The organism is Micromonospora sp. CPCC 205554, assembly GCF_036902745.1.
Classification (GTDB): domain Bacteria; phylum Actinomycetota; class Actinomycetes; order Mycobacteriales; family Micromonosporaceae; genus Micromonospora; species Micromonospora tulbaghiae.
In genome coordinates, this window is sequence record NZ_JBAKHP010000003.1 from 463,121 (window position 1) to 487,450 (window position 24,330).

The window sequence follows — 24,330 nt, forward strand, 5'->3', positions numbered from 1 at the left end:
ACCGAGGGAACTGGATGTCTGCTGTGAGGGTAATGGGGTCGGGCGGGCGAGGCTCGGGCGCGAGCCTACCCGCCGGTAAGGTTCGGCCGGGGCCGGTGGCTATCCTTCAGTTTGCGGCAGTCGTCGGCCTCCGGGCGGCACAGACTGCGCATGATAGCGGTGAAAGGGGAGGGCCGACATGGCCGCAGAGCAGTCGTTCGACGTCTACCGGTTGCCGGAGGAGCACGAGGCGATCCGGGAGGCGGTCCGTGAGGTCTGTGCGGCCAAGGTGGCTCCGCACGCCGCCGAGGCCGACGAGACAGGTGAGTTCCCCAAGGCGTCCTACGAGGCTCTGCGCGCGGCCGACTTCCACGCCCCGCACATCCCGGCCGAGTACGGCGGCGCCGGCGCGGATGCGCTGGCCACGGCCATCGTGATCGAGGAGGTGGCCCGGGCCTGCGCGTCGTCCTCGCTGATCCCGGCGGTGAACAAGCTGGGCACCATGCCGTTGCTGCTGGCCGGTTCCGAGGAGCTCAAGCGCAAGTACCTCACCCCGGTCGCCGCCGGCGAGGGCATGTTCTCCTACTGCCTCTCCGAGCCGGAGGCGGGCAGCGACGCCGCCTCGATGACCACCAAGGCGGTACGTGACGGAGACCACTGGGTGCTCAACGGCGTGAAGCGGTGGATCACCAACGCGGGCGTGTCCGAGTACTACACCGTGTTCGCCGTGACCGATCCCACAGCCCGGTCGAAGGGCATCTCCGCGTTCGTGGTGGAGAAGTCCGACCCGGGCGTCAGCTTCGGCGCCCCGGAGAAGAAGCTCGGGATCAAGGGTTCGCCCACCCGCGAGGTCTACTTCGACAACGTCCGGATCCCGGCCGACCGCATGATCGGCGCCGAGGGCACCGGCTTCGCCACCGCGATGAAGACGCTGGACCACACCCGGGTCACCATCGCCGCCCAGGCGGTCGGCATCGCGCAGGGCGCTCTCGACTACGCCAAGGGCTACGTCCAGGAGCGCAAGCAGTTCGGCAAGCCGGTCGCCGACTTCCAGGGCATCCAGTTCATGCTCGCCGACATGGGCATGAAGCTGGAGGCGGCGCGGCAGCTCACGTACGCCGCCGCCGGCAAGTCCGAGCGCGGCGACGCGGACCTGACCTACTTCGGCGCGGCCGCGAAGTGCTTCGCCTCGGACGCCGCCATGGAGATCACCACGGACGCGGTCCAACTGCTCGGCGGCTACGGCTACACCCGCGACTACCCGGTCGAGCGGATGATGCGGGACGCCAAGATCACTCAGATCTACGAGGGCACCAACCAGGTCCAGCGCATCGTCATGGCGCGTCAGCTGCTCAAGGGCTGACCGCACGACGTTCGGGCGGGCGGGCCGGTTGCGTACCGGCCCGCCCGCGCTCGTTCAACGGTTCTCGGTGCCCTCCGGCCGGCCGGCGCCGCGCGGGGGCGCGGACCACGGCGACTCGCCGCCGGTGCGGCGGGGCAGGGGTTCGGTGGGGGGCTCCGGGTACGCCAGCGTGAGCGGCGGCGTGTCCGGGTCCTTCGCCGGCGCCGGGGGCCAGTCGGTGAGCGCCGGCTTGTGCTCCACCGGTGTGGCGGCCGGGGTCAGCTCCGCCTCGGCCGTCGGGGGTGTGGCGGGGCGCCGCCAGCGGCTCGTGCTGAACACGGCCATCAGCAGCAGCACGCCGATGAGGAACAGCGTGCCGTTGTCGAGCGGGTCGCGCAGCGGCAGCGGGTCACCGAGCAGCTTCAGGTCGTCCGGCACCCGGTCCCGCACGCTGAACGGCGCGACGAACAGCCCGAGGTACGGGACCGCGAGCAGCAGGCCGGCCACCAGCGGGCCGAAGGGCGAGAAACGCAACGTGCCGAGCAGGCCGAGCAGGATGCCGGCGACGCCCAGATAGACGGCCGGCTCGATCAGGTTCGGCGTGCTGTACGTCCCGATCTCCACCCAGCGGTCGACGGTCCGCTCAGATCCGTCCTGACCGAGCGTGACGAGCACCCAGGTGACGGGCGCCACCGCCAACCCGGCGAGGAAGCTCCAGAGATGTCGCATCCGCGCACCGTACCGTTTTCGGCATGACAGATCATCCCGCGGTCCCGCCGGGTAAGCCCACCTCGTACTCCCGCGTCACGCTCAGTCGCATCATGACCGCGGTCGATGTCAATCTGTACGGGACCGTGCACGGTGGGGTACTCATGAAATTCGTGGACGACGTCGCGGGCGCGGCGGCGGCGCGGCACAGCGGCGGCACCGCGGTGACCGCCTCCATCGATGAGATCGTCTTCTCCGAGCCGGTCCGGGTGGGCGATCTCGTGCACGCCCACGCGCAGATCAACTGGACCGGCCAGACCTCGATGGAGGTCGGGGTGAGGGTGGTCGCCGAGCGCTGGGACTCGGCCGAGGAGGAGCCGGTGCGGGTCGCCACCGCGTACCTGGTCTTCGTGGGCGTCGACGTGGGCGGCGCGCCGCGCCCGGTCCGCCCGGTGCTGCCCGAGACACCGGAGGACGAGCGCCGCTTCCGGGAGGCCGAGATCCGGCGCGCGCACCGGCTCGCCCGGCGCCGCGCGATCCAGGCCCACCGGGCCGGCTGACCGGTGCCCGCCCACACCGGCCCGGGGCGCGGGGTGTGGGCGGGGCACGCCCCGTACGGCGCACCCGGCGCGGACAATGGCGGCACGAGGTAGGGCAAGATGGCGCCACGGCCCCGGCACACCGTCGTGGCGGGCCCAGGGGAGGGTGGAACAGTGGCTGACGTGCTGTGGACGCCGCCGGCGGACGTGCGGGAGCGGTCCCGGATCGGTGACTACCTGCGCTGGCTGGCCGAGCACCGCGGGCTGGAGTTCGCCGACTACGACGCGCTGTGGCAGTGGTCGGTGACCGACCTGGACGCGTTCTGGCGCTCGATCTGGGACTGGTTCGACGTCGTCGCGCACACCCCGCCGAGCGCCACCCTCACCGGCCGGGCCATGCCCGGCACCCGCTGGTTCCCCGGCGCGACGCTCAACTACGCCGAGAACGTGCTGCGGATGCCGGGACTGGGCGACGACGACCCGGCGGTGATCGCGCACGGGCAGACCCGCACACCGGAGACGCTCACCGCGGCCGGGCTGCGCGAGCGGGTCCGCCGGGTGGCCGCCGGGCTGCGCCGCCTCGGCGTGGGACCGGGGGACCGGGTGGCCGCGTACGCGCCGAACATCCCCGAGACGTACGTGCTGCTGCTCGCCACCGCCAGCCTCGGCGCGATCTTCTCCTCCTGCGCGCCCGAGTTCGGCACCCGCAGCGTCACCGACCGCTGGCAGCAGATCGAGCCCACGGTGCTGGTCGCCGTCGACGGCTACCGGTACGGCGACAAGCCGGTCGACCGGCGCGCCGAGGTCGCCGCGATCCGGGCCGCGCTGCCGTCGCTGCGGCACACGGTCGCCGTCGCGTACCTCGATCCGGACGGCCCGGCCCCCGACGGCGCGCTGCCGTGGGCGGAGCTGGCGGCCGACACCGACGAGCCGCTGACGTTCACCCCGGTGGCCTTCGACCACCCGCTGTACGTGCTCTATTCCTCCGGCACCACCGGCCTGCCCAAGCCGATCGTGCACGGTCACGGCGGCATCCTGCTGGAACACCTCAAGATGCTGGCGCTGCACCACGACCTGGGCCCGTCCGACCGGTTCCTGTGGTTCACCACGACCGGCTGGATGATGTGGAACTTCCTGGTCTCCGGCCCGGCGGTGGGCGCGGCGATCGTGCTGTTCGACGGCAACCCGGGTCACCCCGACCTGGGCGCGCTGTGGCGGCTGGCCGCCGAGACCGGCACCACGTACTTCGGCACGTCCGCGCCGTTCCTGCTGGCCTGCCGCAAGGCCGGTCTGGTGCCGCGCGAGATCGCCGACCTGTCCGCGGTGCGCGGCCTCGGCTCGACCGGCGCGCCGCTGCCGGCCGAGGGCTTCACCTGGGTGTACGAGAACGTCAGCGACCGCCTCCAGCTCCAGTCGCTGTCCGGCGGCACCGACGTGTGCACCGGCTTCGTCGGCGGCGTGCCGCTGCTGCCGGTGTACGCCGGGGAGATCGCCTGCCGGGCGCTCGGCGCGAAGGTGGAGGCCCGCTCCGCCGACGGCAGCGCCGTGATCGGGCAGCTCGGCGAGCTGGTGATCACCGAGCCGATGCCGAGCATGCCGGTCGGGTTCTGGAACGACCCGGACGGCGCGCGCTACCGGGAGGCGTACTTCGAGGTCTATCCCGGCGTGTGGCGCCACGGCGACTGGATCACTGTGAACGAGCGCGGCGGCTGCGTGATCACCGGCCGGTCCGACGCCACGCTCAACCGGGGCGGCGTACGGCTGGGCACCGCCGAGTTCTACTCCGTGGTCGAGGGCCTGGACGAGGTGGTCGACTCGGTGGTCGTGCACCTGGAGGACGACGAGGGCGGCGCGGGCGAGCTGCTGCTGTTCGTGGTGCTCGCCGAGGGCCTGGAACTCGACGACGACATGCGAGGGAAGATCTGCCGGGAGCTGCGTACCGCCCTGTCGCCACGGCACGTGCCGGACGAGATCCACCAGGTCCGGGCCGTGCCCCGCACGCTGAGCGCGAAGAAGCTGGAGGTGCCGGTCAAGAAGATCCTGACGGGCACCCCGGTGGACAGCGCGGCGGCCAAGGGCGCCCTCGCCAATCCCGAGTCCCTGACGGCGTTCGCCGCCCTGGCCCAGCGCCGCGCCACCACCGACAGCCCTGTCTCCCCTCGCTGATCTTGCACTTTCCGCCCCGGCGAAAGGGGCGAATACCCCGCGCCGAGGACCGAAAGTGCAAGATCGACGGGAGAGGTGGCGGGCTCAGGCCAGGGTGTGCGTGGTCTTCTCGGTTTCGGCGCGGGCGGCGAGGCGGGTCGGGTCGGGGTGGGCGCACGCGACCACGCTGGCTCCCGCGGTGAGCGGGGTGAGCAGCCAGTCGACCGGGTCGGGGTGGGCGGTCACGTCCACCAGGAGGCGGTCGCCCTGGGTCAGGCCCAGCTCGGTGGCGCGGGCCGCCGCGCGGGCCAGCAGCGCCGCGTCCCCGTCCCCGGCGGCCGGGTACGGCGTGAAGTGGTCGCCGTGTCCGCGTACCGCCGAGACGAAGTCGGTGCAGCCCGCCGGCACCTGCCGCATCGGCAGCGCGAACGGGTCGAGCGCCAGCGCGTACCGCTCGCCGGCCGCCCACCCGGCCGCCTCGTCCACCCGGTCGACGGCCACGAACAGCGCCTCCACCGGGCCCGGCGTGCCGGTCACCGTCAGCTTCGCCGACCAGCAGCCGAGCAGCACGGCGGCGGTCTGCCAGTGCGGCGGCAGCAGCACCCCGGCCGCGTCGCCGGGTCCGGCGCCCGCCTCGTCGGTGAGCAGGTTCGCGGTTTTCGCCACCCAGTTCGCGAGCGTCGCCCCGGACAGTTCGGTGCGCTCGCCGGTGGCGTCGTCGTACCAGGTCAGCAGCGGTCGGGTGGGGTCGGGCGCGATCGCGTCGGCGAACACCCGGGCAATGTTGTCGGCCATCGGCGCGAACGATACGCGCCCCGTGTGCGTACTCGATGACAACGACAAGTCGGCGTACCGTCGGGTCGCGGTCAGCACCTTCCGCCCGGCCCGGCGTAGGCTTGCCGAGAGTGTTCTTCCCCACAACTGCGCCACCTGAGGAGTCGCCCCGTGACCGCCGGTCGCCCGCCCCGCGTTCTCATCGACGCCACGAGTGTCCCCGCCGACCGTGGCGGCGTCGGTAGATACGTCGACGGACTGCTCGGCGCGCTGGGCCGGGTCTGCGGCACCAGCGTCGACCTGGCCGTGGTCAGCCTCCGCACCGACCTGGAGCGCTACACCCGGATGCTGCCCGGCGCCGAGGTGATCCCCGCCCCGGCGGCGGTGGCGCACCGGCCGGCGCGGCTGGCCTGGGAGCAGACCGGCCTGCCGCTGCTGGCCCAGCAGGTCGGCGCCGAGGTGCTGCACTCGCCGTTCTACACCTGCCCGCTGCGGGCCGGTTGTCCGGTGACGGTCACCGTGCACGACGCGACGTTCTTCACCGAGCCGGAGCACTACGACAAGTCGCGCCGGACGTTCTTCCGCAGCGCGATCAAGACCTCGCTGCGCCGGGCCGGCCGGGTGATCGTGCCGAGCAAGGCCACCCGCGACGAGCTGATCCGGCTGCTGGACGCCGACCCGACCCGGATCGACGTCGCCTACCACGGCGTCGACCAGGACGCGTTCCACGCGCCGGGCGACGAGGAGAAGGCACGTGTCCGGGCCCGCCTGGGTCTCGGCGACAGCAGCTACATCGCGTTCCTCGGGGCCAAGGAGCCGCGCAAGAACGTACCCAACCTGATCCGCGGCTGGGCCCGGGCGGTGGCCGACCGGCCGAACCCGCCCGCGCTGGTGGTGGCCGGCGGCCAGGGGCACGACGACGACATCGACCGCGCGGTGGCCGAGGTCCCGTCGCACCTGCGGCTGCTGCGCCCGGGTTACCTGCGCTACGCCGACCTGCCCGGCTTCCTCGGCGGCGCGCTGGTGGCCGCATATCCGTCCTACGGCGAGGGCTTCGGCCTGCCGATCCTGGAGGCGATGGCGTGCGCCGCCCCGGTGCTCACCACGCCGCGCCTGTCCCTGCCCGAGGTGGGCGGCGACGCGGTGGCCTACACCAGCGAGGACCCGGACCAGATCGCCACCGACCTCGGTGCCCTGCTGGACGACGAGCAGCGGCGGCTGTCCCTGGCCAAGGCCGGGTTCGATCGGGCCAAGGAGTTCACCTGGGAGTCCAGCGCGGAGGTCCACATCGCGGCGTGGCGACGGGCCCGGTCCTGAGCGCCGGCTGCCGGTCCCGGGCGACCGACCGTGACGGCTCGCCCGCTTCGGGCATGATGTGCTGATGTTCTACGCCGTCATCCCGGCGGGCGGCAGCGGCACGAGGTTGTGGCCGTTGTCCCGTGCCGGCCATCCCAAATTCCTCCACCCGCTGACCGGCACTCCCGCCTCGCTGCTGCAGGCCACTGTCGACCGGTTGTCGCCGTTGACCACTCCGGAGCGCACGCTCGTGGTCACCGGGGCCGCGCACGCCGCGGCGGTGGCTCGGCAACTGGCCGGCCTGCCGGAGGAGAACATCCTGGTCGAGCCGTCGCCGCGGGACTCCTGCGCCGCGATCGCGCTGGCCGCCGCGGTGATCGCCGCCCGGACCCCGGACGCGGTGATGGGCTCGTTCGCCGCCGACCACCTGATCGGTGACCCGGCTCGGCTGGCGGAGGTGGTACGGCAGGCCATCCGGGGGGCGGAGCAGGGGCTGCTGATGACGGTGGGCATCACCCCGACGCGGCCGGAGACCGGCTACGGCTACCTGGAGACCGGCGACCCGGTGGGGGACGGCCCGCTGCGCCCGGTACGCGAGTTCAAGGAGAAGCCGGCCGCCGAGGTGGCCGAGGTGTACGTCCGCTCCGGCCGGCACCTCTGGAACGCCAGCATGTTCGTCTGGCGGGTGGACGTCTTCCTGTCCGAGCTGGCCCGCCAGCAGCCCGAGCTGCACGCCGGGATCATCGCGATCGCGGCGGCCTGGGGCACGCCGGAGCAGGACGACGTGCTCGGCCGGATCTGGCCGACGCTGCCCCGGATCTCGGTCGACTACGCGGTGATGGAGGGCGCGGCGACGGCCGGCCGGGTGGGTACGGTGCCCGGTGACTTCGGCTGGAACGACGTGGGCGACTTCCACACGCTCGGCGAGGTGCTGCCCGCCGACGGCGCGGGCAACGTGGTGCTGGGCGGCGACTCGAAGCCGGGCGTGCTGCTGCACGACACCACCGGCACCGTGGTGGTGCCGCACTCCGGCCGGCTCGTGGCCACCGTCGGGGTGCACGACCTGATCGTCGTGGACACCCCGGACGCGCTGCTGGTCTGCCCCCGGGGTCGCGCGCAGGACGTGAAGAAGATCGTGGACGAGCTGAAGGAACGCGGCGAGGAGGGCCTGGTCTGATCCGCCTGGCCGCCGGAGTGGGGACGCGTCCGGCGGCGTGGCGTGGCAGCGCCGGTCAGCCGCCGGCGTGGCGGGCCAGCACCGCGAGCGCCGGCGGCACGAGCTGAGCGGTGGCGTGGGCGAGCGGCTCGGGCAGCCGGTCCGGCGGGAACCAGCCGAGCGCCTCGGACTCCGCGCTGACCCGCTCGACCGCCCCGGCCGGGGCCAGGACGGCGTACCGGACGTCGTAGTGGAACGACCCGCCCTGGCAGGCGACCTGGTGGATGTCCACGTCGATCGGCTCCGGCTCGACGGTCAGGCCGCTGATGCCGGACTCCTCGGTGGCCTCGCGCAGCGCGGCGGCCACCAGCGTCCGGTCGCCGGGCTCGCAGTGCCCGCCGAGCTGCACCCACCTGCGGATCTTGCCGTGCAGGCAGAGCAGCACCCGGCCGTCCGGGTCGAGCACCAGCGCGCTCGCCGTGACGTGCCCGGCCCGGTGCGTCCGGCTCATCGCCACCGGTCCGTCGGCCAGCAGCGCCAGCGTCCGGTCCCGGGCCGCGTCGGCGGCGGGGCCGGTCGCCGTCCAGCGGCTCAGCGTCGCGACGGCGTCGGCGTGCAACTCGGTGTACGGGATGAGATCGGGCACCCGGACACTCTACGAGCGCCGCCTCCGTACCCTGGCGCGGTGACCCTGCGACTCGTCGAGTTCCTGGTGGCCGGCAACGAGGCGAGCGACCTCCTGCCGGTGCGGTCGGCCGCGCTGCTGCGGGCGCACGGCGCGCGCCGCGGCTTCTGGACGGTGCTGGACGAGGGGCCGGTCGAGCAGTGCCTGGCGCTGCTGCTGGAACGTGACGACGGCGAGTGGGTGGCGCACCACGTGCCCGCCGACGCCGGCCGGGAGAACGGCCGTACCGAGGACGGCGAGGCGCTGGCCCACCACGACGGCTGGGTGTACGTCTTCGGCTCGCACTTCGGGTCCAAGGGCGGTCCGCTGCGGCCCCGGCGCGCGTTCGTGGCCCGGTTCCGGGAGGACGACGCGGTGGCCGGGCCGCTGCCGGTACGCGTGGTGCGCAACCGCTTCCGGCTGCACCGGGCGGTGAACGACGCGCTCGCCGCCGCTCCGCTGACGCTGCTGCCGCCCGGTGACCGGGTCCGGCAGCGGTTCATCGTGGAGACGCTGGCCCGGGGCACCGCCCGTGCCAAGGGCTGGGTGACCCGGCTGGCCGCGGACGACCTGCCGATCAACGTCGAGGCGGCGGCGTTCACCCCGGCCGGTACGGCGCTGCTGGGTCTGCGTTTCCCGGTGACCGCCGAGGGGGAGCCGGTCTACGTCGAGCTGGCCGGCGTACCGGAGATGTTCGACGCCCCGGAGCGGCCGGGCGACCTGCTGGGGCTCGGGGCGTACGCGCTCACCGGTGTGACGCCGCCCGGGGCGCTGGCGGGCTTCCGCGCGATCACCCCGACCGGCGACGGCGGCTACGCGGCGGTGACCGGGTCGATCGACGCGCTGGGCAAGGGTTCGGTGCTGCTGGACGACCACCCGCACGGCGGCGAGGTGACCTCCCGGCACGTGCGGTTCCGGCACGATGCGGGCGGGGCCGCGCTGGTTGCCGGGGAGGTGGTCGCGGAGCTGGCGCCGTTCCATCACGTGGAGGGGCTGGCCGAGCTGGCGGGACGCTGCTACTACGTCACCGACGAGGACCATCGGGTCGCGCTCTGGATCGGATGAGCGAGGGCCGGGCAGCACCCCTGCGACGATGTCGCAGACCCTCGTGGTGCCACCCGGCCACGCCCGTCAGCCGGCGTCCGGGTCGACATTGCGCCCCGGCGTCGGCGGGCAACAGAGAGTTTGCCGAACCCGCCCGCCCAGCGTCGAGGTTTTTCACCTGACGCTTAAAGATGGAGATTAGTACCGGCGGGTAGAGTGCGAGGTGTGGCGGGCACCCCCGCCGTCCGCACGGGAGCAGCAACCCATGTTGAAGATCATTTTCTCGGGCGAGGACGTCCTGCGGACCCGGGTCGCCCCGGCCGCGGATCCGCTCTGGGAACTGGTCCTCAGCCTGCACCTGCTCCAGGGCCGCAGCCGGGATCCGATGATGACCACGTGGCGGCGCACCGTGGCGCACGGCCTGCGGACCGACACCGACGCCGAGCAGTACCGCCTGCTGCTCGCGCTCAACCCGCCGCGTGGCTACTTCCCCGACTTCCTCACCCCGTTCGCCAGCCGGGAGGGCTTCCAGGCCGGGCTGGACGCGGTCCGGGGCACCCCTGTGGACATGCTGCGCCGCGACCTGACGCTGCTCGCCGGGGAGACCACACTGCCGTCGTCGGCCACCGCGCTCGCCCGTGGCGAACCGGCGACGCTGCACCACCTCACCGACGCCATGACGCGCTACCAGTCGCTGGCGGTCACGCCGTACTGGTCCCGGGTGCAGGCGGCGGTCGAGGCGGACCGGGCCCGGCGTGCCCGTGCCATGCTCGACGGCGGCGCCGAAGGGCTCCTGGCCAGCCTGCGGCCGAACATGCGCTGGGTCTCGGGCGTGCTGGAGGTGCTCGACTACCCGGACACCCGGGAACTGCACCTGGACGGCCGCGGGTTGCTGCTCGTGCCGTCGTTCTTCTGCTCGCGTACCCCGGTGGCGCTCGTCGACCCGACCCTGCCCCCGGTGCTGGTCTACCCGGTCGACCGGCTGGCCGGCCTGACGCCCGCGTCCGGCGCCGCCGCGTCACCGCAGGGCGAGGCGCTCGCCGCCCTGCTCGGCCGCACCCGCTCCCGGGTGCTCCAGGCCGCCGACGAGGGCTGCACCACCGGCGAGATGGCACGCCGGTTGCGCATCTCCGCCGCCGCGGCCAGCCAGCACACCACTGTGCTGCGCAACGCGGGGCTGCTGGTCAGCCAGCGCGACCGCAACACCGTCCTGCACACGCTGACCCCGCTGGGCCGGGCCGTCCTCGACGCCTGAGCGTCGCCCGCCGGGTCAGAGCGCCAGCGTGGCGCTCGCGGCGCTGCCGGACGGGGGCGGAAGCAACGTCGAGTCGACCCCCTCCGCGGCCAGCGCGGCGCGCAGGCGTTGCAGGTCCGCGCCGAACCGGACCAGGTCCGCCCGGTCGACCGGGGTGGGCGCCGCGCCGAGCAGCAGGCCGGTGGCCGAGGCGGGCCAGCCGGGCACCGTGGCGGTGAGTCCGGCGCGTACCTCGTCGTCGGTGACGTGGGTGAACACGGTGCCCGGGGCGACCACGTCGGCGACCGCGTCGATCGCCCGCCGCACCGCGGCCGGGTCGGCGGGCTCGGGGCCCGTCCGGTCCGCCAGCGTCGCCGCCGCCCGCAGACCGGCGGCGCGCGCCTCGGCCGTACCGAGCGAGAACAGGTCCATCGAGGCGTCGCGGACGAGCGTGCGGGCGCCCTCGTCGTCGTCCCGGGTGGCGGCGAGGTAACCCCGGATCACCGCGACCGGCACCTGGTCGCACTTGCCCTTGATCAGCTCACCGGCGGCGGCGAGTTCGTCGACCACCGCCATCTGGGTGACGAACAGCTCGTTGCCGTACGGGTCGACCTCGCCCCGGTGGTCGCGGATCGCCGGCATGCCGGCCACCCCGAGCGCCACATCGGTGAGCCCGTTGCGCCACGGACGGCCCATGGTGTCGCTGACGATCACGGCGACGTCGAGGCCGTACCGGTCGCGCAAGTCGGCGCGCAGTGCCCGGGCGGAGGCGTCCGGGTCGACCGGCAGCAGCACCAGCCGGGTCTTGTCCACGTTCGAGGCGTCGATGCCGGCGGAGGCCATCACGAACCCGTGGTGGGTCTGCACGATCCGGGTCGCGCCGCGGGTCGCCACCACCCGGGCGGTCTCCCCGGCCAGGATCCGGTCCCGCTCGGCGAGCCGTTCCGGGCCGTCGGCCGGCACGTCGACCAGCCGGCCCTCGGCCTTCGACACGATCTTGCTGGTCACCACCAGCACGTCGTGGTCGCGCAGCCAGGGCGCCGCACCGGCGATCAGCGCCGCCAGGTCGTCGCCCTCGGTCACGTCGCCGATGCCCGGCACCGGCAGGATCTCCAGCCTCACATCAACTCCAGCGCGGCGCGCACCATCGCGGCGGTCGCCGCCTCGTCGGTCATCCGCAGCGGCGCCGCGCGGACGGTCACGTCCGGCACCACGGCGTCCTCGTCCTCCGGCGCGACCAGCCAGCCGTCGAGCAGCCCGCCCGCCGACCGGGCACCGTAGAGGCCGCCCACGCCGGCCGCGCTGCACTCCACGCCGAGCACGGCGAGGCAGCGGTCGGCCATGCCGCGCACCGGCGCGCGGCCGATGATCGGCGACACCCCGATCACCGGGGCCGGGCCGCCGGTCACCGCGTCGCGCAGACCGGGCACGGCCAGCACCGGGGCGATGCTCACCACCGGGTTGCTCGGCGCGATCAGCACCACGTCCGCGGCGGCGAGGGCCTCGACCACGCCGGGCGCGGGCTTCGCCGCGTCGGCGCCGACGAAGACGAACCGGTCGGTGGGTACGTCCGCCCGATGGCGGACCCACCACTCCTGGAAGTGGATCGCCCGCCGGCCCTGCTCGTCGGTGACGACGGCGTGGGTCTCCAGGCGGTCGTCGGTGGCGGGCAGCAGCCGTACGCCCGGCTGCCAGCGGGCCGCCAGCGCCTCGGTGACCTGGGACAGCGGGTAGCCGGCGTTGATCATCTGGGTGCGCACCAGGTGGGTGGCGACGTCCTTGTCGCCCAGGCCGAACCAGCTCGGCTCCGCGCCGTACGCGGCCAGCTCGTTCTTCACCGTCCAGGTCTCGCCCGCCCGGCCCCAGCCACGCTCCGGGTCGGCGCCGCCGCCGAGCGTGTAGAGCACGCTGTCCAGATCGGGGCAGACCTTCAGCCCGTGCAACAGCAGATCGTCGCCGACGTTGACCACGGCGGTCACCTCGGCGCCCACCTCGCGGGCGTACGCCCGCACGCCGAGCAGGAAACGGGCGCCCCCGATGCCGCCGGTCAGTACCACGATGCGCATGGCGTCCATCCTTCCGCACGCGCCGCCGTCGATCGTCCGGTGGCCGGAGAGACTACGCTCACTTCGGCAACTGTCCGCTTTCGTCCCCTGGGGGAGTCCGTGACCAGCCCCGCCGAGCCCGCGTCCGGCGACGCCACGCAGGCCAGCCAGTTGATCAAGCCGTTGCGCGAACTGGCCGCGCTCGTCCTTCTCGGCGCCAACGCCGTGCTGCTCTTCGTCGGCCTGCTGCGCCTGCTGGTGCCGGTCGACGACTACAGCACGTTCAGCGGCCGGGCCGGAAGCACGTACTTCACCTTCATCGGCCTGGAGTCGACGGTCCTGCCGGTGCTCGCGGTCCTGATCGCCACCGTGATCCTCCCGGTCGTGCCGAAGGCCAAGCTGATCACGCAGGTGGCGCTGGTCGAGTACGCCGTGTCCGCCGTGTTCGGCGCGCTGACGTTCCTGATCTGGCTGGTCGGGCGGCTCGCCGACGGTGAGGTGCTGGACGCGTTCCTCGGCCTGCTGACCCGCGCGGCCTGGCTCGCGATCTTCGCGGTCGCCGCGTTCGTGGTGTTCAAGATCTGGCGCACGCTCTACTACGTGCCGAAGCCCAAGGCGCAGCCCGGCGTGTACGGCCAGGCCCAGCCCGGCTGGCCGCAGCAGCCGGGTCAGCCCGGTGGCTACCCCGGTCCGGGCGGCTACCCGCAGCAGCCGGGCCAGGGCTACCCGCAGGCCGGCTCGCCCCCGCCCGGCTGGCCGCAGCAGCCCGGCCCGTACGGCCAGCCGCAGTCGGCACCGCCGTTCAACACGGCCCCGCCGCACGCCCCGCAGTCCGGCGTCCCGTTCGCCGGTCCGCAGCAGGCGCCGCAGTACGGCTCGCCGCAGCCCGCGCCGCCGTTCGGCCAGCCGCCGTCGGCCGACCCGACGCAGGCGATCCCGCGCCAGTCCGCCGAGCCGGGCGCGCCGTCGCCCGCCGCCGACGACGAGCGCACCCAGCGGTTCGACCGCGAGGACCCGAACCAGCCCCGCTGAACCCCGGCGGCGGGCGACGGGACGTCGTCGCCCGCCGCCACCTCGGGTCCGTCGCTGTGCCGCGGCCCGCCCGCGCCGTCCCGTTGCCCGGACCGTGGCCGGGGGCGGGCATCCGGCGCTCCGGCAGCGCTTAGGCTGGGCGGATGGTTGATCGCAGCGACCCCGAACCGACCGAGGCGAGCATCCGGCGGGCACTGGGGCGGGCCGCCACCGGCCGGGCGCTCGACGCCGGCGAGGCGAGCGCGCTGCTCGCCGCTCGCGGGCCGATGCTCGACGACCTGCTCCGGATCGCCTCCGACATCCGCGACGCCGGGCTGCGCGACGCCGGGCGGCCGGGCGTGGTGACGTACTCGAAGAAGGTCTTCATCCCGCTGACCCGGCTCTGCCGGGACCGCTGCCACTACTGCACGTTCGCCACAGTGCCGCACCGGCTGCCCGCCGCCTACCTGGAACGCGACGAGGTGCTGGCGATCGCCCGCGAGGGCGCCGCGCAGGGCTGCAAGGAGGCGCTGTTCACGCTCGGCGACCGGCCCGAGGAGCGGTGGCCGGCCGCCCGCCTCTGGCTGGACGAGCGGGGGTACGACTCGACGCTGGACTACCTGCGCGCCTGCGCGGTGGCGGTGCTGGAGGAGACCGGCCTGCTGCCCCACCTCAACCCGGGCGTGCTCACCTGGTCGGAGTTGCAGCGGCTCAAGCCGGTCGCGCCGAGCATGGGCATGATGCTGGAGACCACCGCCACCCGGCTCTGGTCGGAACCGGGCGGCCCGCACTACGGCTCGCCGGACAAGGAACCCGCGGTACGCCTGCGGGTGCTCGACGACGCCGGCCGGGTCGGGGTGCCGTTCACCACCGGCATCCTGATCGGCATCGGCGAGAACCGGGCCGAGCGGGTCGACGCGATCTTCGCGATCCGCCGGGCGATGCGGGAGTACGGCCACCTCCAGGAGGTGATCGTGCAGAACTTCCGCGCCAAGCCGGACACCGCGATGCGCGGCATGCCCGACGCGGAGCTGCACGACCTGGCCGCCACGGTGGCGGTGGCCCGGGTGCTGCTCGGTCCGAAGGCCCGCATCCAGGCGCCGCCGAACCTCATCGCGGGCGAGTACGACCTGCTGCTGCGCGCCGGCATCGACGACTGGGGCGGCGTCTCCCCGGTCACGCCCGACCACGTCAACCCGGAGCGGCCCTGGCCGCACCTCGACGATCTGGCCGCCCGTACCGCGAGTGCCGGGTTCACGCTGCGCGAGCGGCTGACGGTCTACCCGGAGTACGTGCGGGCGGGCGAGCCGTGGCTGGACCCGCGCCTGCTGCCGCACGTGACAGCGCTCGCCGACCCGGCCACCGGGCTCGCGGTCGAGGCGGCCCGCCCGGTGGGGCGGCCGTGGCAGGAGCCGGAGGAGGTCTACGGCGGCCGCACCGACCTGCACGTCACCATCGACGTCACCGGCCGTACCGACGACCGGCGGGGCGACTTCGACAGCGTCTACGGCGACTGGGCCGAGGTGGCCGGCAAGGTGGCGCCGGAGGCGCGCGCGGGCGTACCCCTGGGTGGTGGCGCGGACGCGGACCTGCGCGCGGGCCTGCGGCTGGCCGCCGACGACCCGGCCGCTCTGCTGACGCCGGCGCACGAGGCCAAGGCGCTGGCGCTGTTCGGCGCGGACGGCCCGGCGCTCGACGAGCTGTGCCGGCTGGCCGACGACGCGCGCCGGGACGCGGTCGGCGACGACGTGACCTACGTGGTCAACCGCAACATCAATTTCACGAACGTCTGCTACGTGGGCTGCCGGTTCTGCGCGTTCGCCCAGCGGGAGAGCGACGCAGACGCGTTCCGGCTCTCGCTTTCGCAGGTGGCCGACCGGGCCGAGGAGGCGTGGACGGCCGGTGCGACCGAGGTCTGCCTCCAGGGCGGCATCGACCCGAAGATGCCGGTGACCGGCTACGCCGACATCGTCCGCGCGATCAAGGCGCGGGTGCCGGACATGCACGTGCACGCGTTCTCCCCGATGGAGATCGTCACGGCCGCGGCGAAGGCCGGCGTGCCGGTGCGGGAGTGGCTGCTCCAGCTCCGCGAGGCCGGGCTGGACACCATCCCGGGCACCGCCGCCGAGATCCTCGACGACGACGTGCGCTGGGTGCTCACCAAGGGCAAACTGCCGGCCGCCGCCTGGGTCGACGTGGTGAGCACGGCCCACGAGCTGGGCATCCGGTCCAGCTCCACGATGATGTACGGCCACGTGGACCACCCGGGCCAGTGGCTCGCCCACTTCCGGGTGCTGGCCGGCGTGCAGGACCGTACCGGCGGCTTCACCGAGTTCGTGGCGCTGCCGTTCGTGCACACCAACGCGCCGATCTACCTGGCCGGCATCGCCCGCCCGGGTCCGACCTGGCGGGAGAACCGGGCGGTGCACGCGATGGCCCGGCTGCTGCTGCACGGCCGGATCGACAACATCCAGTGCTCCTGGGTGAAGCTCGGCGACGCGGGCACCGCGGAGATGCTGCGCGGCGGCTGCAACGACCTCGGCGGCACGCTGATGGAGGAGACGATCTCCCGGATGGCCGGCTCGGGCAACGGCTCGGCCCGGACCGAGGAGCAGTTGCGGGCGATCGCCACCGCCGCCGGGCGGCCGTTCCGCAAGCGGACGACCGCGTACGGTCACGCCCGCGCCTGAGGTCGAACCTTTCCCGGCCGCACGCCGTACCTGTGGATGCCGGCGGCGGTTTCGGCGAGGACCGCCGCCGGTGACCCTGAACCGGGGTCCGGCGGCGTCCGGGCGCCCGGCCCGCTGCGGCGCTGCGGCGCCGGTCCGGAAAGGCTGCCGATGAGCACTGACGAGACCACCGACGCGCCGAAACGGCGGACCTGGCCGCGGTTGACCCGCAGGCAGACGCTCACCGCCGCGGCGAGCGCGACACTGGGCGCCGCCGCCCTCACCGTGCCGGGCCTGTCCGCCGCGCAGAACGCCCCCACGGCGGGCCGGCGCGACGAGCCGATCGTGGTCCACCTCCGTGACGCCGCCACCGGCGTCATGGACGTCTTCGTCGGCACCACCCGGGTCGAGGTACGCGACCGCGGCCTGGCCGACCGCCTGGTGCGCGCCGCCGGCCGGCGCTGATCCCACCCTCCGCCGGCGCGGGCTCCCGGCGCCGGTTCCGCTTTCCGTTCCCCCGACGAAGGTGCGTCCGCCATGTCCTCTCACCGCGAGGCCCCGGAGATCGCCAAGGATCCGGTCGCCGACAGTTCCGACCTGTACGCGTTCGTCACACCGAGCCAGCCGGACACGGTCACGTTGATCGCCAACTACGTGCCGGTGCAGCTTCCCTCCGGCGGCCCGAACTTCTTCGAGTTCGGTGACGACGTCCGGTACGAGATTCACATCGACAACGATGGGGACGGTTATCCGGACGTCACCTATCGTTTCGAATTCACTACCGAGATCACGAACCAAAACAGTTTTCTCTACAACACCGGCCCGATCGAGTCGCTGGAGAGCAAGAACTGGAACCGGCGGCAGTTCTACCGGCTGACCCGGATCGCGGACGGCCGCGCCCGTGTCCTGGCGCACAAACTGCCCTGCCCGCCGTGCAACGTCGGGCCGCTGTCCACGCCGAACTACCAGAACCTGGTCCGGCAGGCGACGTTCAAGCTGTCCACCGGCGAGAAGGTGTTCGCGGGGCAACGGGCCGACGGTTTCTTCGTCGACCTGGGCGCGGTGTTCGACCTGGGTACGCTGCGGCCGTTCCAGCAGCTGCACGTCGCCGGCAAGAAGCTGTTCCGGACCGAGGGCGAGCCGGTGAACGCGCTGGACCGGCTCAACGTGCACAGCCTCGCCGTGCAGGTGCCGCTGAACCAGGTACGCCGCAAGGCGGCCCGCTACGGCTACGCCGACCGCGCCTCGACGATCGGGGTCTGGACCAGCGCGTCCCGCCAGCAGGTGCGGGTGCTCGGGGACCGGGTCGCCGCCGACACCGCCGCCGGGCCCTTCACCCAGGTGTCGCGGCTCGGAAACCCGTTGTTCAACGAGGTCATCGTGCCGATGTCCAGGAAGGACGTCTGGAACACGCTGCCGCCGTCGGAGGACAAGCGGTTCGCCGGGTTCGTCGAGCGGCCCGAGCTGGCCGCCCTGCTGCCCACGCTCTACCCGGGCGTGTTCCCCAACCTGGACGCGTTGAACAAGTCCAAGAAGCCGCGTGCCGACCTGGTGGCCATCCTGCTCACCGGCGTCCCGGCCGGACTGATCGACGGCTTCGCCAACACCACCGGCGACGTCCAGGCGGACATGCTGCGGCTGAACACCGCGATCCGGCCCAACCCCAGGCCGGACCGGTTCGGCGTGCTCGGCGGCGACCTGGCCGGCTTCCCCAACGGCCGCCGCGTCGCCGACGACGTGGTGACGATCGCGCTGCGCGCCATCGCCGGGCTGACCGTGCCGCTCGTCGACAAGACGTTCCGGCCGGACGCCGCCGCCGCGGCGGTGACGCCGGGGCTGAGCGCGGCCGACGTGACGGCGCCGTTCCTGGCCGACTTCCCGTTCCTCGGCACGCCGTACGACGGGTTCGGCAACCCGCAGGCGAAGAAGTCCTGACGGGAGGCGGCCGATGTCACACCATCACGATCTCGGCCCGTCGGAGGTCGGCAGCGTCGTGCTCGACCTCGGCGGCGACCGGGGCGCACTGATCATCCACACCGGGCGCGACCTGCACGGCCGGGAGATCGAGATCAGCCGCGTGGACCTCGACGGCCCGCGGACCCACTCCGCAGTACGCGAGCGGCACGTCCGGGACGGGGTGTTCCACAGTGCCGTCTACCCTGATCTGGAGGCCGGCGTTTATACCGTCTGGTGGGACGAGAGTACGTCCGCCGGCGCGATCTCGGTCACCGGCGGGTCGGTCGCCGAATTCGTCTGGCCCACCAGCTCACCAGCCCGCTTGGACTGAGCCGTCAGTCGCGCCGGAACCCGCGCCCCGTCCACATGATGGACGGGGCGCGGTCGGCGTTGGACCGCTCGACGGGCGGTACCGCGGGAAGCGGGTTACCCTTTGCCCCACCAATTCTGATCTTGGTACGAGCGGCCGGCGGGGGCGTCCGGCCGGCCTGTCGGCGATGCGCCACGGCAGAAAACTTCCGGCAACTCGCCGGGGAGGGCGTTACTCGTCCGGGGTCTGAATCGATAGGGCAGGTTGCGAGGCTACGGGCGACCGCGGCGGTCGTCCCGGACGTGTCGGGAGGGCGACTCCATTATCAAGTTTGGCTTGACGGCGCACGCATTACACGCGTGTAATTTGAATGGGGTTGTTCGCACGGAACGCAACAAATGGTGACCGTACGGACAGGCACGCCTTTCGCGTGGGGGGTTGCAGCGGCGAATGACGCCGGTGCGCGACAAGGAGGCAATCGATGGACGGCCAGCTCGAGGTGGCCGACCTGCTCGGGAACGCGCCGGAGTGGCAGGAGCGGGCGCTCTGCTCGCAGACCGACCCGGAGGCGTTCTTTCCCGAGAAGGGCGGCTCGACCCGCGAGGCGAAGCGCATCTGCTCGCGGTGCGAAGTGAAGACGGAATGCCTGGAGTACGCGCTCGGCCACGACGAGCGGTTCGGGATCTGGGGTGGCCTCTCCGAGCGGGAGCGGCGCAAGCTCAAGCGGCGGGTCGCCGCCTGATCCACGTACGGGTCCGCGGGCGGTGGGGGCCGCCCGGACCCGGGTCGCCGTCCGGCCGGTGCGTCCGGCCGGGTGGCGGCGTCCTGTCCGGCCGAACCGGTCAGGCAAGCTCGTCCGGGTCGACCCCGAGCAGATTCGCCACCTGCTCGATGATCACGTCGTGCACCAGGTCGGCGAGGTCCTCGCGGTCCATCGCGCGGAACTCCAGCGGCCGCCGGTAGAGCACGATCCGTGGCGGCACCTCCTGGCGGCCGGGCCGCCCGGGCAGCAGCCGGGCGAGCGGCACCTCGCCGTCCTCCAGCACGTCCGAGTCGTAGACGTTCAGGTCCGGCGGGACGTCCTCGACCGCGAACTCCACCCCGGCCAACTCCTTGGCGAACCGGCGTTCGAGCGTCTCCACGGTGTCGAGCACCAGATCGTCGAAGACCTCGGCCTTCGTCCGCGCCAGCGGCACCGTGGCCGGCACCAGCCGCCCGCGCAGCCCACGACCGTGCCGGTCACGGTGGGTGCGCCGGCCGGAGCCGGGGCGGCGGTTCTGGGGGCTCGTCATGACGCACAGGGTAGCCCGGGTCGGCGGTCCACCCGCTGTCGTGCGGCCGTCCGGCGTGCCGGTGCGCCGGTCGGAGGAATTGTGATCACCATGACGGGCGTGTCGTAACGCGAAGCGGTGCGCCGGACCCGGTAATGGGGATACCCTGCCGCCGTGAGGTCACCACGGCGCTGCTCCCGTAACGGCTGCCCCCGGCAAGCGGTCGCCACATTGACCTATGTCTACAACGAGTCGACGGCGGTGGTGGGCCCGCTCGCGGCGTTCGCCGAACCGCACACGTACGACCTGTGTGAGCCGCACGCCCGTAGCCTGACCGCCCCGCGCGGCTGGGACGTGGTGCGGCACGAGGGCGAGTTCGAGCCGCCGCCGCCCACCACCGACGACCTGGTGGCGCTGGCCGAGGCGGTACGCGAGGCGGCCCGCCCGGCCCCGCCCCGTCCTCCGGAGGACGAACCCACCACCAAGCCCCACCAGACCCCCCAGCAGGGCCGCCGGGGCCACCTGCGGGTGATCCCACCCCACCACTGACCGCCGCCCGCGCCCGCGCCCGCGCCCGCGGCTCGCTCGGTCGATCATGAAGTTGACGGCGTTTTCGATCTCCCTGAGCGCCGCCAACTTCATGATCAACGGGGTGGGTGGAGAGTGGTCAGTGGCCCAGGAAGTGGGTGAAGAGGGCGGCTCGGCGGGACGGGCGAGACGTGCGGTGCTCGGTGCGGTCGGCTGAGGACATGATCTTCAGGCCGGCGTTCATCGCCAGCCAGCGCAGCGGCTCCGGTTCCCACTCGGGGGAGCGGTGCCCGACCCAGGGCAGCGCCGTGAGGTCGCTGTCCACGCCCCGGATCAGGTCGGCGAGCGTACGCCCGGCGAGGTTGCTGGTGCCGACGCCGTCACCGACGTAGCCGCCCGCCCAGGCCAGCCCGGTGCGCCGGTCCAGCCCCACCGACGCGGACCAGTCCCGGGCCACTCCCAGCGGCCCGCCCCAGGCGTGCGTCACCGGCACGTCCGGTCCGAGCACCGGGAACATTTCCCCGAGCGCCCGGCGCAGCGCCGTGAACACCCGGGGCTCCCGGTCGAAGCCCGGCCGCACCCGGGAGGCGTAGTGGTAGGGCGCGCCCCGCCCGCCGAACGCGAGCCGGCCGTCGGCGGTGCGCTGGCCGTACACGATGACGTGCCGGTAGTCGGAGAACGTCTCCCGCTCCGCCAGCCCGATCCGCGCCCACGTCTCCTCGGGCAGCGGCGGGGTGGCCACCATCAGCGAGTAGACCGGTGCCACCGCACGCCGCCGGCCGGGCAGCCCCGGCGTGTAGCCCTCGGTCGCGCGGACCACCACCGGCGCCCGGACCACGCCCGCCGCCGTCACCGCCGCGCCGGGCCGCAGCGCGGTCACCGCTGTGCGCTCGTGGATGCGTACGCCCCGGTGCTCCACCGCCCGGGCCAGGCCCCGGACCAGCTTCGCCGGGTGTACGGCGGCGCAGTGCGGGGTGTACGTGCCGCCGCGTACCCCCTCGGCGTCGCAGCGTTCGGCGGCCTCGCCGGCGTCGAGCAGCGTCAGGTCTGCGTCGGTGAGCCCGTGCGCGTGGGCCTGGGCGACCTCGGCCCGGGCCCGCTGGAGCTGGGCTTCGCCGCGGGCGAGCGTCACGGTGCCCCCGGCCCGCCAGTCGCAGTCGATGCCCTCGGCGGCGGCCACGCGCCCCACCTCGCCGACGGTGTCGTGCATGGCCCGCTGCATGGCCAGTGCCCGGTCCCGGCCGTGCCGGCGGGCCAGCGCCGGCAGCGAGGTGGGGAACAGCGCCGAGCACCACCCGCCGTTGCGCCCTGATGCGCCGTACCCGGCGATCTCCCGCTCCAGGACGACGACGCGCAACGTGGGATCGGCCTCGGCCAGGTACCAGGCCGTCCACAGCCCGGTGTACCCGGCGCCCACGATCGCCACGTCGGCGTCCGTGTCGCCGGGCAACCCGGGTCGCGGTGTCAGCGGCTCGTCCAGGCCGGACAGCCAGTACGACAGATGCCGGTAGTCGGTCATCGGCGTCAGAGCCGGGACCACGCCTCGGTCAGCACCGCGCGCAGGATCTGCTCGATCTCGTCGAAGTGCTGCTGGTCGGCGATCAGCGGCGGGGCGAGCTGCACCACCGGGTCGCCCCGGTCGTCGGCCCGGCAGTAGAGCCCGGCGTCGAACAGCGCGGTGGACAGGAAGCCGCGCAGCAGCCGCTCGGACTCGGCCTCGTCGAACGTCTCCCGGGTCGTCTTGTCCTTGACCAGCTCGATGCCGTAGAAGTAGCCGTCGCCCCGGACGTCGCCGACGATCGGCAGGTCGTGCAGCTTCTCCAGGGTGGACCGGAACGCGCCCTCGTTGGCCCGGACGTGCCCGATCAGGTCCTCCCGGGCGAACACCTCCAGGTTGGCCAGCGCGACCGCGCAGGAGACCGGGTGGCCGCCGAACGTCACGCCGTGCGCGAACATGCCGGTCTCGGTGAGGAACGGCTCCATCAGCCGCTCACTGGCGATCATCGCGCCGAGCGGGGCGTAGCCGGAGGTGATGCCCTTGGCGGTGGTGATGATGTCCGGCTGGTAGCCGTAGCGGACGGCGCCGAAGTACTCGCCGAGCCGGCCCCAGGAGCAGATCACCTCGTCGCTGACCAGCAGCACGTCGTACGCGTCGCAGATCTCGCGTACCCGCTCGAAGTAGCCGGGCGGCGGCGGGAAGCAGCCGCCGGAGTTCTGCACCGGCTCCAGGAAGACGGCGGCGACCGTCTCCGGCCCCTCCCGCTCGATCGCCCGGCCGATCTCCTCGGCGGCCCAGCGGCCGAACGCCTCGGCGTCGTCGCCGTGCTCGGGGGCCCGGTAGAAGTTGGTGTTCGGCACCTTGATGCCGCCGGGCACCAGCGGCTCGAAGTCGGTCTTGATGCCGGGCAGGCCGGTGATCGACAGCGCGCCCATCGAGGTGCCGTGGTAGGCGATGTAGCGGCTGACCACCTTGTGCTTGGTGGGCTTGCCGGTGCGCTTGAAGTAGGCCCGGGCCAGCTTCCACGCCGCCTCGACGGCCTCGGAGCCGCCGGTGGTGAAGAAGACCCGGTTCAGGTCGCCGGGCGTGAGCGTGGCGATCTTCTCGGCCAGCTCGACGGCCTTCGGGTGGGCGTACGACCAGAGCGGGAAGTAGGCCAGCTCGCCGGCCTGCTTGGCGGCGGCCTCGGCCAGCTCGGTACGGCCGTGGCCGGCGTTGACGACGAACAGCCCGGCCAGCCCGTCCAGGTAGCGGCGGCCCTGGGCGTCCCAGACGTACGCGCCCTCGCCCCGGACGATTGTCGGAACCTCGCCGGCGGGGTAGCTCGCCATGCGGGTGAAGTGCATCCAGAGATGGTCGGTGGCGTTGGCCATGTCAGCCCCATCGGGTCTCGGGCCGGTCAGGGGTGACACCGGCCGCTCTGCCCACGGTTATCCCACAGGCGATGCCGATAAGGCAAGCGAACAAGCTTCATCGCGACGGATTCAGCGCTGTATCACTGCGCGGTCAACGGAATCCGCATCAGGCGGTACCCCAGCTGTAGGTCTGCTTGCGCAGCTTCAGGTAGACGAACGCCTCGGTGGAGAGCACTCCGGGGACGCCGCGCAGCTTCTGGAGGATCTCCAGCAGGTGCGCGTCGTTGCGGCAGACCACCTCGGCCAGCAGGTCGAACGAGCCGGCGGTGATCACCACGTAGTCGATCTCCTCGAACTCGGCCAGCCGGTCCGCGACCGGTTCCAGGTCGCCGTCGGTGCGCAGCCCGATCATGGCCTGGCGGGGGAAGCCGAGCTGGAGCGGGTCGGTGACCGCGACGATCTGCATGACGCCCGCGTCGAGCAGTCGCTGCACCCGCTGGCGTACCGCCGCCTCGGAGAGGCCGACCGCCTTGCCGATGCTCGCGTACGGGCGGCGCCCGTCCTCCTGGAGCTGCTCGATGATCTGCTTGGCCACGTCGTCGAGCAGAGCGTGATTGGCCCCATCACGCACGGTGACCCGGCGGGTGCCGTTCCCGCTCTCCTGGTGCCGGTTGACCATCGACGCTCCTCGTGTCCGAATCTCCGTGTTGAGCGTAGTGCCCCGCGCAGTCTGGCGTATTTCGTGGCGACTGGCTATTCCGGCAACGGAATCCCTTGTGAGAGAGGTTTTCTCATGTCAGGATCAG

The 24,330-nt window shown here is 73.2% G+C and carries 23 protein-coding genes; 14 read left to right on the forward strand and 9 right to left on the reverse strand.

Annotated elements, in window-relative coordinates; translation table 11 throughout:
* Positions 1–178 precede the first annotated feature (178 nt).
* Positions 179–1,342, forward strand: coding sequence for an acyl-CoA dehydrogenase family protein (locus V6U82_RS08135; protein ID WP_334460170.1), 1,164 nt, complete (start codon positions 179–181; stop codon positions 1,340–1,342).
* A gap of 54 nt (positions 1,343–1,396) precedes the next feature.
* On the opposite strand, the gene V6U82_RS08140 is transcribed toward V6U82_RS08135, so the two are convergent.
* Positions 1,397–2,050: a hypothetical protein gene (locus V6U82_RS08140; protein ID WP_334460171.1), complete on the reverse strand. Its 654-nt coding sequence runs from the start codon at positions 2,048–2,050 to the stop codon at positions 1,397–1,399.
* A gap of 23 nt (positions 2,051–2,073) precedes the next feature.
* Here V6U82_RS08140 and V6U82_RS08145 point away from each other — a divergent pair, with 23 nt between their 5' ends.
* Both V6U82_RS08145 and V6U82_RS08150 read left to right on the forward strand, forming a co-directional pair.
* On the forward strand, positions 2,074–2,589 hold the full coding sequence (locus tag V6U82_RS08145) for an acyl-CoA thioesterase (RefSeq protein ID WP_128138571.1): 516 nt from the start codon (positions 2,074–2,076) through the stop codon (positions 2,587–2,589).
* Positions 2,590–2,742: 153 nt separating this feature from the next.
* Positions 2,743–4,734: an acetoacetate--CoA ligase gene (locus tag V6U82_RS08150; protein ID WP_334460172.1), complete on the forward strand. Its 1,992-nt coding sequence runs from the start codon at positions 2,743–2,745 to the stop codon at positions 4,732–4,734.
* A gap of 84 nt (positions 4,735–4,818) precedes the next feature.
* On the opposite strand, the gene V6U82_RS08155 is transcribed toward V6U82_RS08150, so the two are convergent.
* On the reverse strand, positions 4,819–5,508 hold the full coding sequence (locus V6U82_RS08155; protein WP_128138383.1) for a TIGR03089 family protein: 690 nt from the start codon (positions 5,506–5,508) through the stop codon (positions 4,819–4,821).
* A 150-nt stretch (positions 5,509–5,658) separates the two neighbouring features.
* Here V6U82_RS08155 and V6U82_RS08160 point away from each other — a divergent pair, with 150 nt between their 5' ends.
* Together V6U82_RS08160 and V6U82_RS08165 are read left to right on the forward strand one after the other, a co-directional pair.
* The gene (locus V6U82_RS08160; RefSeq protein ID WP_128138382.1) at positions 5,659–6,804 is read left to right on the forward strand and encodes a glycosyltransferase family 4 protein; all 1,146 of its coding nucleotides are present in this window, start codon (positions 5,659–5,661) and stop codon (positions 6,802–6,804) included.
* A 64-nt stretch (positions 6,805–6,868) separates the two neighbouring features.
* Positions 6,869–7,960, forward strand: coding sequence for a mannose-1-phosphate guanylyltransferase (locus V6U82_RS08165; RefSeq protein ID WP_334460174.1), 1,092 nt, complete (start codon positions 6,869–6,871; stop codon positions 7,958–7,960).
* 55 nt (positions 7,961–8,015) lie between these two features.
* On the opposite strand, the gene V6U82_RS08170 is transcribed toward V6U82_RS08165, so the two are convergent.
* Positions 8,016–8,585 carry an NUDIX hydrolase gene (locus tag V6U82_RS08170; protein WP_334460175.1) on the reverse strand — a complete coding sequence of 190 codons (570 nt, stop codon included), beginning with the start codon at positions 8,583–8,585 and terminating at the stop codon, positions 8,016–8,018.
* 39 nt (positions 8,586–8,624) lie between these two features.
* Here V6U82_RS08170 and V6U82_RS08175 point away from each other — a divergent pair, with 39 nt between their 5' ends.
* Positions 8,625–9,668 (forward strand): hypothetical protein, encoded by a 1,044-nt coding sequence (locus V6U82_RS08175; RefSeq protein ID WP_334460176.1) that lies wholly within the window; start codon positions 8,625–8,627, stop codon positions 9,666–9,668.
* Positions 9,669–9,912: 244 nt separating this feature from the next.
* On the forward strand, positions 9,913–10,902 hold the full coding sequence (locus V6U82_RS08180) for an ArsR/SmtB family transcription factor (protein WP_334460177.1): 990 nt from the start codon (positions 9,913–9,915) through the stop codon (positions 10,900–10,902).
* Between the two features lie 15 nt (positions 10,903–10,917).
* Here V6U82_RS08180 and V6U82_RS08185 read toward each other — a convergent pair whose 3' ends face one another.
* Together V6U82_RS08185 and cofD are read right to left on the reverse strand one after the other, a co-directional pair.
* The gene (locus tag V6U82_RS08185; protein WP_334460179.1) at positions 10,918–12,003 is read right to left on the reverse strand and encodes a coenzyme F420-0:L-glutamate ligase; all 1,086 of its coding nucleotides are present in this window, start codon (positions 12,001–12,003) and stop codon (positions 10,918–10,920) included.
* Positions 12,000–12,947, reverse strand: a complete 948-nt coding sequence (gene cofD, locus V6U82_RS08190; RefSeq protein WP_334460180.1) for a 2-phospho-L-lactate transferase — start codon at positions 12,945–12,947, stop codon at positions 12,000–12,002. The genes V6U82_RS08185 and cofD overlap by 4 nt, the downstream gene beginning before the upstream one ends.
* A gap of 99 nt (positions 12,948–13,046) precedes the next feature.
* On the opposite strand from cofD, the gene V6U82_RS08195 reads away from it, so the two are divergent.
* From V6U82_RS08195 to V6U82_RS08220, 6 genes are all read left to right on the forward strand, one after another.
* Positions 13,047–13,958: a hypothetical protein gene (locus tag V6U82_RS08195; RefSeq protein ID WP_334460181.1), complete on the forward strand. Its 912-nt coding sequence runs from the start codon at positions 13,047–13,049 to the stop codon at positions 13,956–13,958.
* Positions 13,959–14,101: 143 nt separating this feature from the next.
* Positions 14,102–16,627 carry a bifunctional FO biosynthesis protein CofGH gene (locus tag V6U82_RS08200; protein WP_334460183.1) on the forward strand — a complete coding sequence of 842 codons (2,526 nt, stop codon included), beginning with the start codon at positions 14,102–14,104 and terminating at the stop codon, positions 16,625–16,627.
* 150 nt (positions 16,628–16,777) lie between these two features.
* The gene (locus V6U82_RS08205; RefSeq protein WP_334460184.1) at positions 16,778–17,071 is read left to right on the forward strand and encodes a hypothetical protein; all 294 of its coding nucleotides are present in this window, start codon (positions 16,778–16,780) and stop codon (positions 17,069–17,071) included.
* Positions 17,072–17,143: 72 nt separating this feature from the next.
* A complete protein-coding gene (locus tag V6U82_RS08210; protein WP_334460185.1) occupies positions 17,144–18,541 on the forward strand; it encodes a DUF4331 domain-containing protein in 1,398 nt (465 codons plus the stop codon).
* Between the two features lie 13 nt (positions 18,542–18,554).
* Positions 18,555–18,893: a phospholipase gene (locus tag V6U82_RS08215; protein WP_121683624.1), complete on the forward strand. Its 339-nt coding sequence runs from the start codon at positions 18,555–18,557 to the stop codon at positions 18,891–18,893.
* A gap of 460 nt (positions 18,894–19,353) precedes the next feature.
* Positions 19,354–19,614 (forward strand): WhiB family transcriptional regulator, encoded by a 261-nt coding sequence (locus V6U82_RS08220; protein WP_013284161.1) that lies wholly within the window; start codon positions 19,354–19,356, stop codon positions 19,612–19,614.
* A gap of 100 nt (positions 19,615–19,714) precedes the next feature.
* On the opposite strand, the gene V6U82_RS08225 is transcribed toward V6U82_RS08220, so the two are convergent.
* Positions 19,715–20,164 (reverse strand): metallopeptidase family protein, encoded by a 450-nt coding sequence (locus tag V6U82_RS08225; RefSeq protein WP_018787548.1) that lies wholly within the window; start codon positions 20,162–20,164, stop codon positions 19,715–19,717.
* 153 nt (positions 20,165–20,317) lie between these two features.
* On the opposite strand from V6U82_RS08225, the gene V6U82_RS08230 reads away from it, so the two are divergent.
* On the forward strand, positions 20,318–20,692 hold the full coding sequence (locus V6U82_RS08230) for a DUF3499 domain-containing protein (protein ID WP_334460188.1): 375 nt from the start codon (positions 20,318–20,320) through the stop codon (positions 20,690–20,692).
* Positions 20,693–20,810: 118 nt separating this feature from the next.
* Here the strand turns inward: V6U82_RS08230 and V6U82_RS08235 are convergent, their stop codons facing one another.
* The 3 genes from V6U82_RS08235 to V6U82_RS08245 all read right to left on the reverse strand — a co-directional run bounded on the left by V6U82_RS08235 (position 20,811) and on the right by V6U82_RS08245 (position 24,203).
* Positions 20,811–22,190, reverse strand: a complete 1,380-nt coding sequence (locus V6U82_RS08235; protein ID WP_334460331.1) for an NAD(P)/FAD-dependent oxidoreductase — start codon at positions 22,188–22,190, stop codon at positions 20,811–20,813.
* Between the two features lie 5 nt (positions 22,191–22,195).
* A complete protein-coding gene (locus V6U82_RS08240) occupies positions 22,196–23,542 on the reverse strand; it encodes an aspartate aminotransferase family protein (protein ID WP_128137035.1) in 1,347 nt (448 codons plus the stop codon).
* Between the two features lie 148 nt (positions 23,543–23,690).
* Positions 23,691–24,203 carry an Lrp/AsnC family transcriptional regulator gene (locus V6U82_RS08245; protein WP_128137036.1) on the reverse strand — a complete coding sequence of 171 codons (513 nt, stop codon included), beginning with the start codon at positions 24,201–24,203 and terminating at the stop codon, positions 23,691–23,693.
* Positions 24,204–24,330 lie beyond the last annotated feature (127 nt).

Coding starts and splice junctions, on each gene's coding strand:
- V6U82_RS08235 (WP_334460331.1), bottom strand. CDS start 22,190: ATGACCGACTACCGGCATCTGTCGTACTGGCTGTCCGGCCTGGACGAG.
- V6U82_RS08200 (WP_334460183.1), top strand. CDS start 14,102: ATGGTTGATCGCAGCGACCCCGAACCGACCGAGGCGAGCATCCGGCGG.
- V6U82_RS08140 (WP_334460171.1), bottom strand. CDS start 2,050: ATGCGACATCTCTGGAGCTTCCTCGCCGGGTTGGCGGTGGCGCCCGTC.
- V6U82_RS08240 (WP_128137035.1), bottom strand. CDS start 23,542: ATGGCCAACGCCACCGACCATCTCTGGATGCACTTCACCCGCATGGCG.
- V6U82_RS08225 (WP_018787548.1), bottom strand. CDS start 20,164: ATGACGAGCCCCCAGAACCGCCGCCCCGGCTCCGGCCGGCGCACCCAC.
- cofD (WP_334460180.1), bottom strand. CDS start 12,947: ATGCGCATCGTGGTACTGACCGGCGGCATCGGGGGCGCCCGTTTCCTG.
- V6U82_RS08245 (WP_128137036.1), bottom strand. CDS start 24,203: ATGGTCAACCGGCACCAGGAGAGCGGGAACGGCACCCGCCGGGTCACC.
- V6U82_RS08165 (WP_334460174.1), top strand. CDS start 6,869: ATGTTCTACGCCGTCATCCCGGCGGGCGGCAGCGGCACGAGGTTGTGG.
- V6U82_RS08220 (WP_013284161.1), top strand. CDS start 19,354: ATGGACGGCCAGCTCGAGGTGGCCGACCTGCTCGGGAACGCGCCGGAG.
- V6U82_RS08215 (WP_121683624.1), top strand. CDS start 18,555: ATGTCACACCATCACGATCTCGGCCCGTCGGAGGTCGGCAGCGTCGTG.
- V6U82_RS08205 (WP_334460184.1), top strand. CDS start 16,778: ATGAGCACTGACGAGACCACCGACGCGCCGAAACGGCGGACCTGGCCG.
- V6U82_RS08180 (WP_334460177.1), top strand. CDS start 9,913: ATGTTGAAGATCATTTTCTCGGGCGAGGACGTCCTGCGGACCCGGGTC.
- V6U82_RS08135 (WP_334460170.1), top strand. CDS start 179: ATGGCCGCAGAGCAGTCGTTCGACGTCTACCGGTTGCCGGAGGAGCAC.
- V6U82_RS08155 (WP_128138383.1), bottom strand. CDS start 5,508: ATGGCCGACAACATTGCCCGGGTGTTCGCCGACGCGATCGCGCCCGAC.
- V6U82_RS08145 (WP_128138571.1), top strand. CDS start 2,074: ATGACAGATCATCCCGCGGTCCCGCCGGGTAAGCCCACCTCGTACTCC.
- V6U82_RS08210 (WP_334460185.1), top strand. CDS start 17,144: ATGTCCTCTCACCGCGAGGCCCCGGAGATCGCCAAGGATCCGGTCGCC.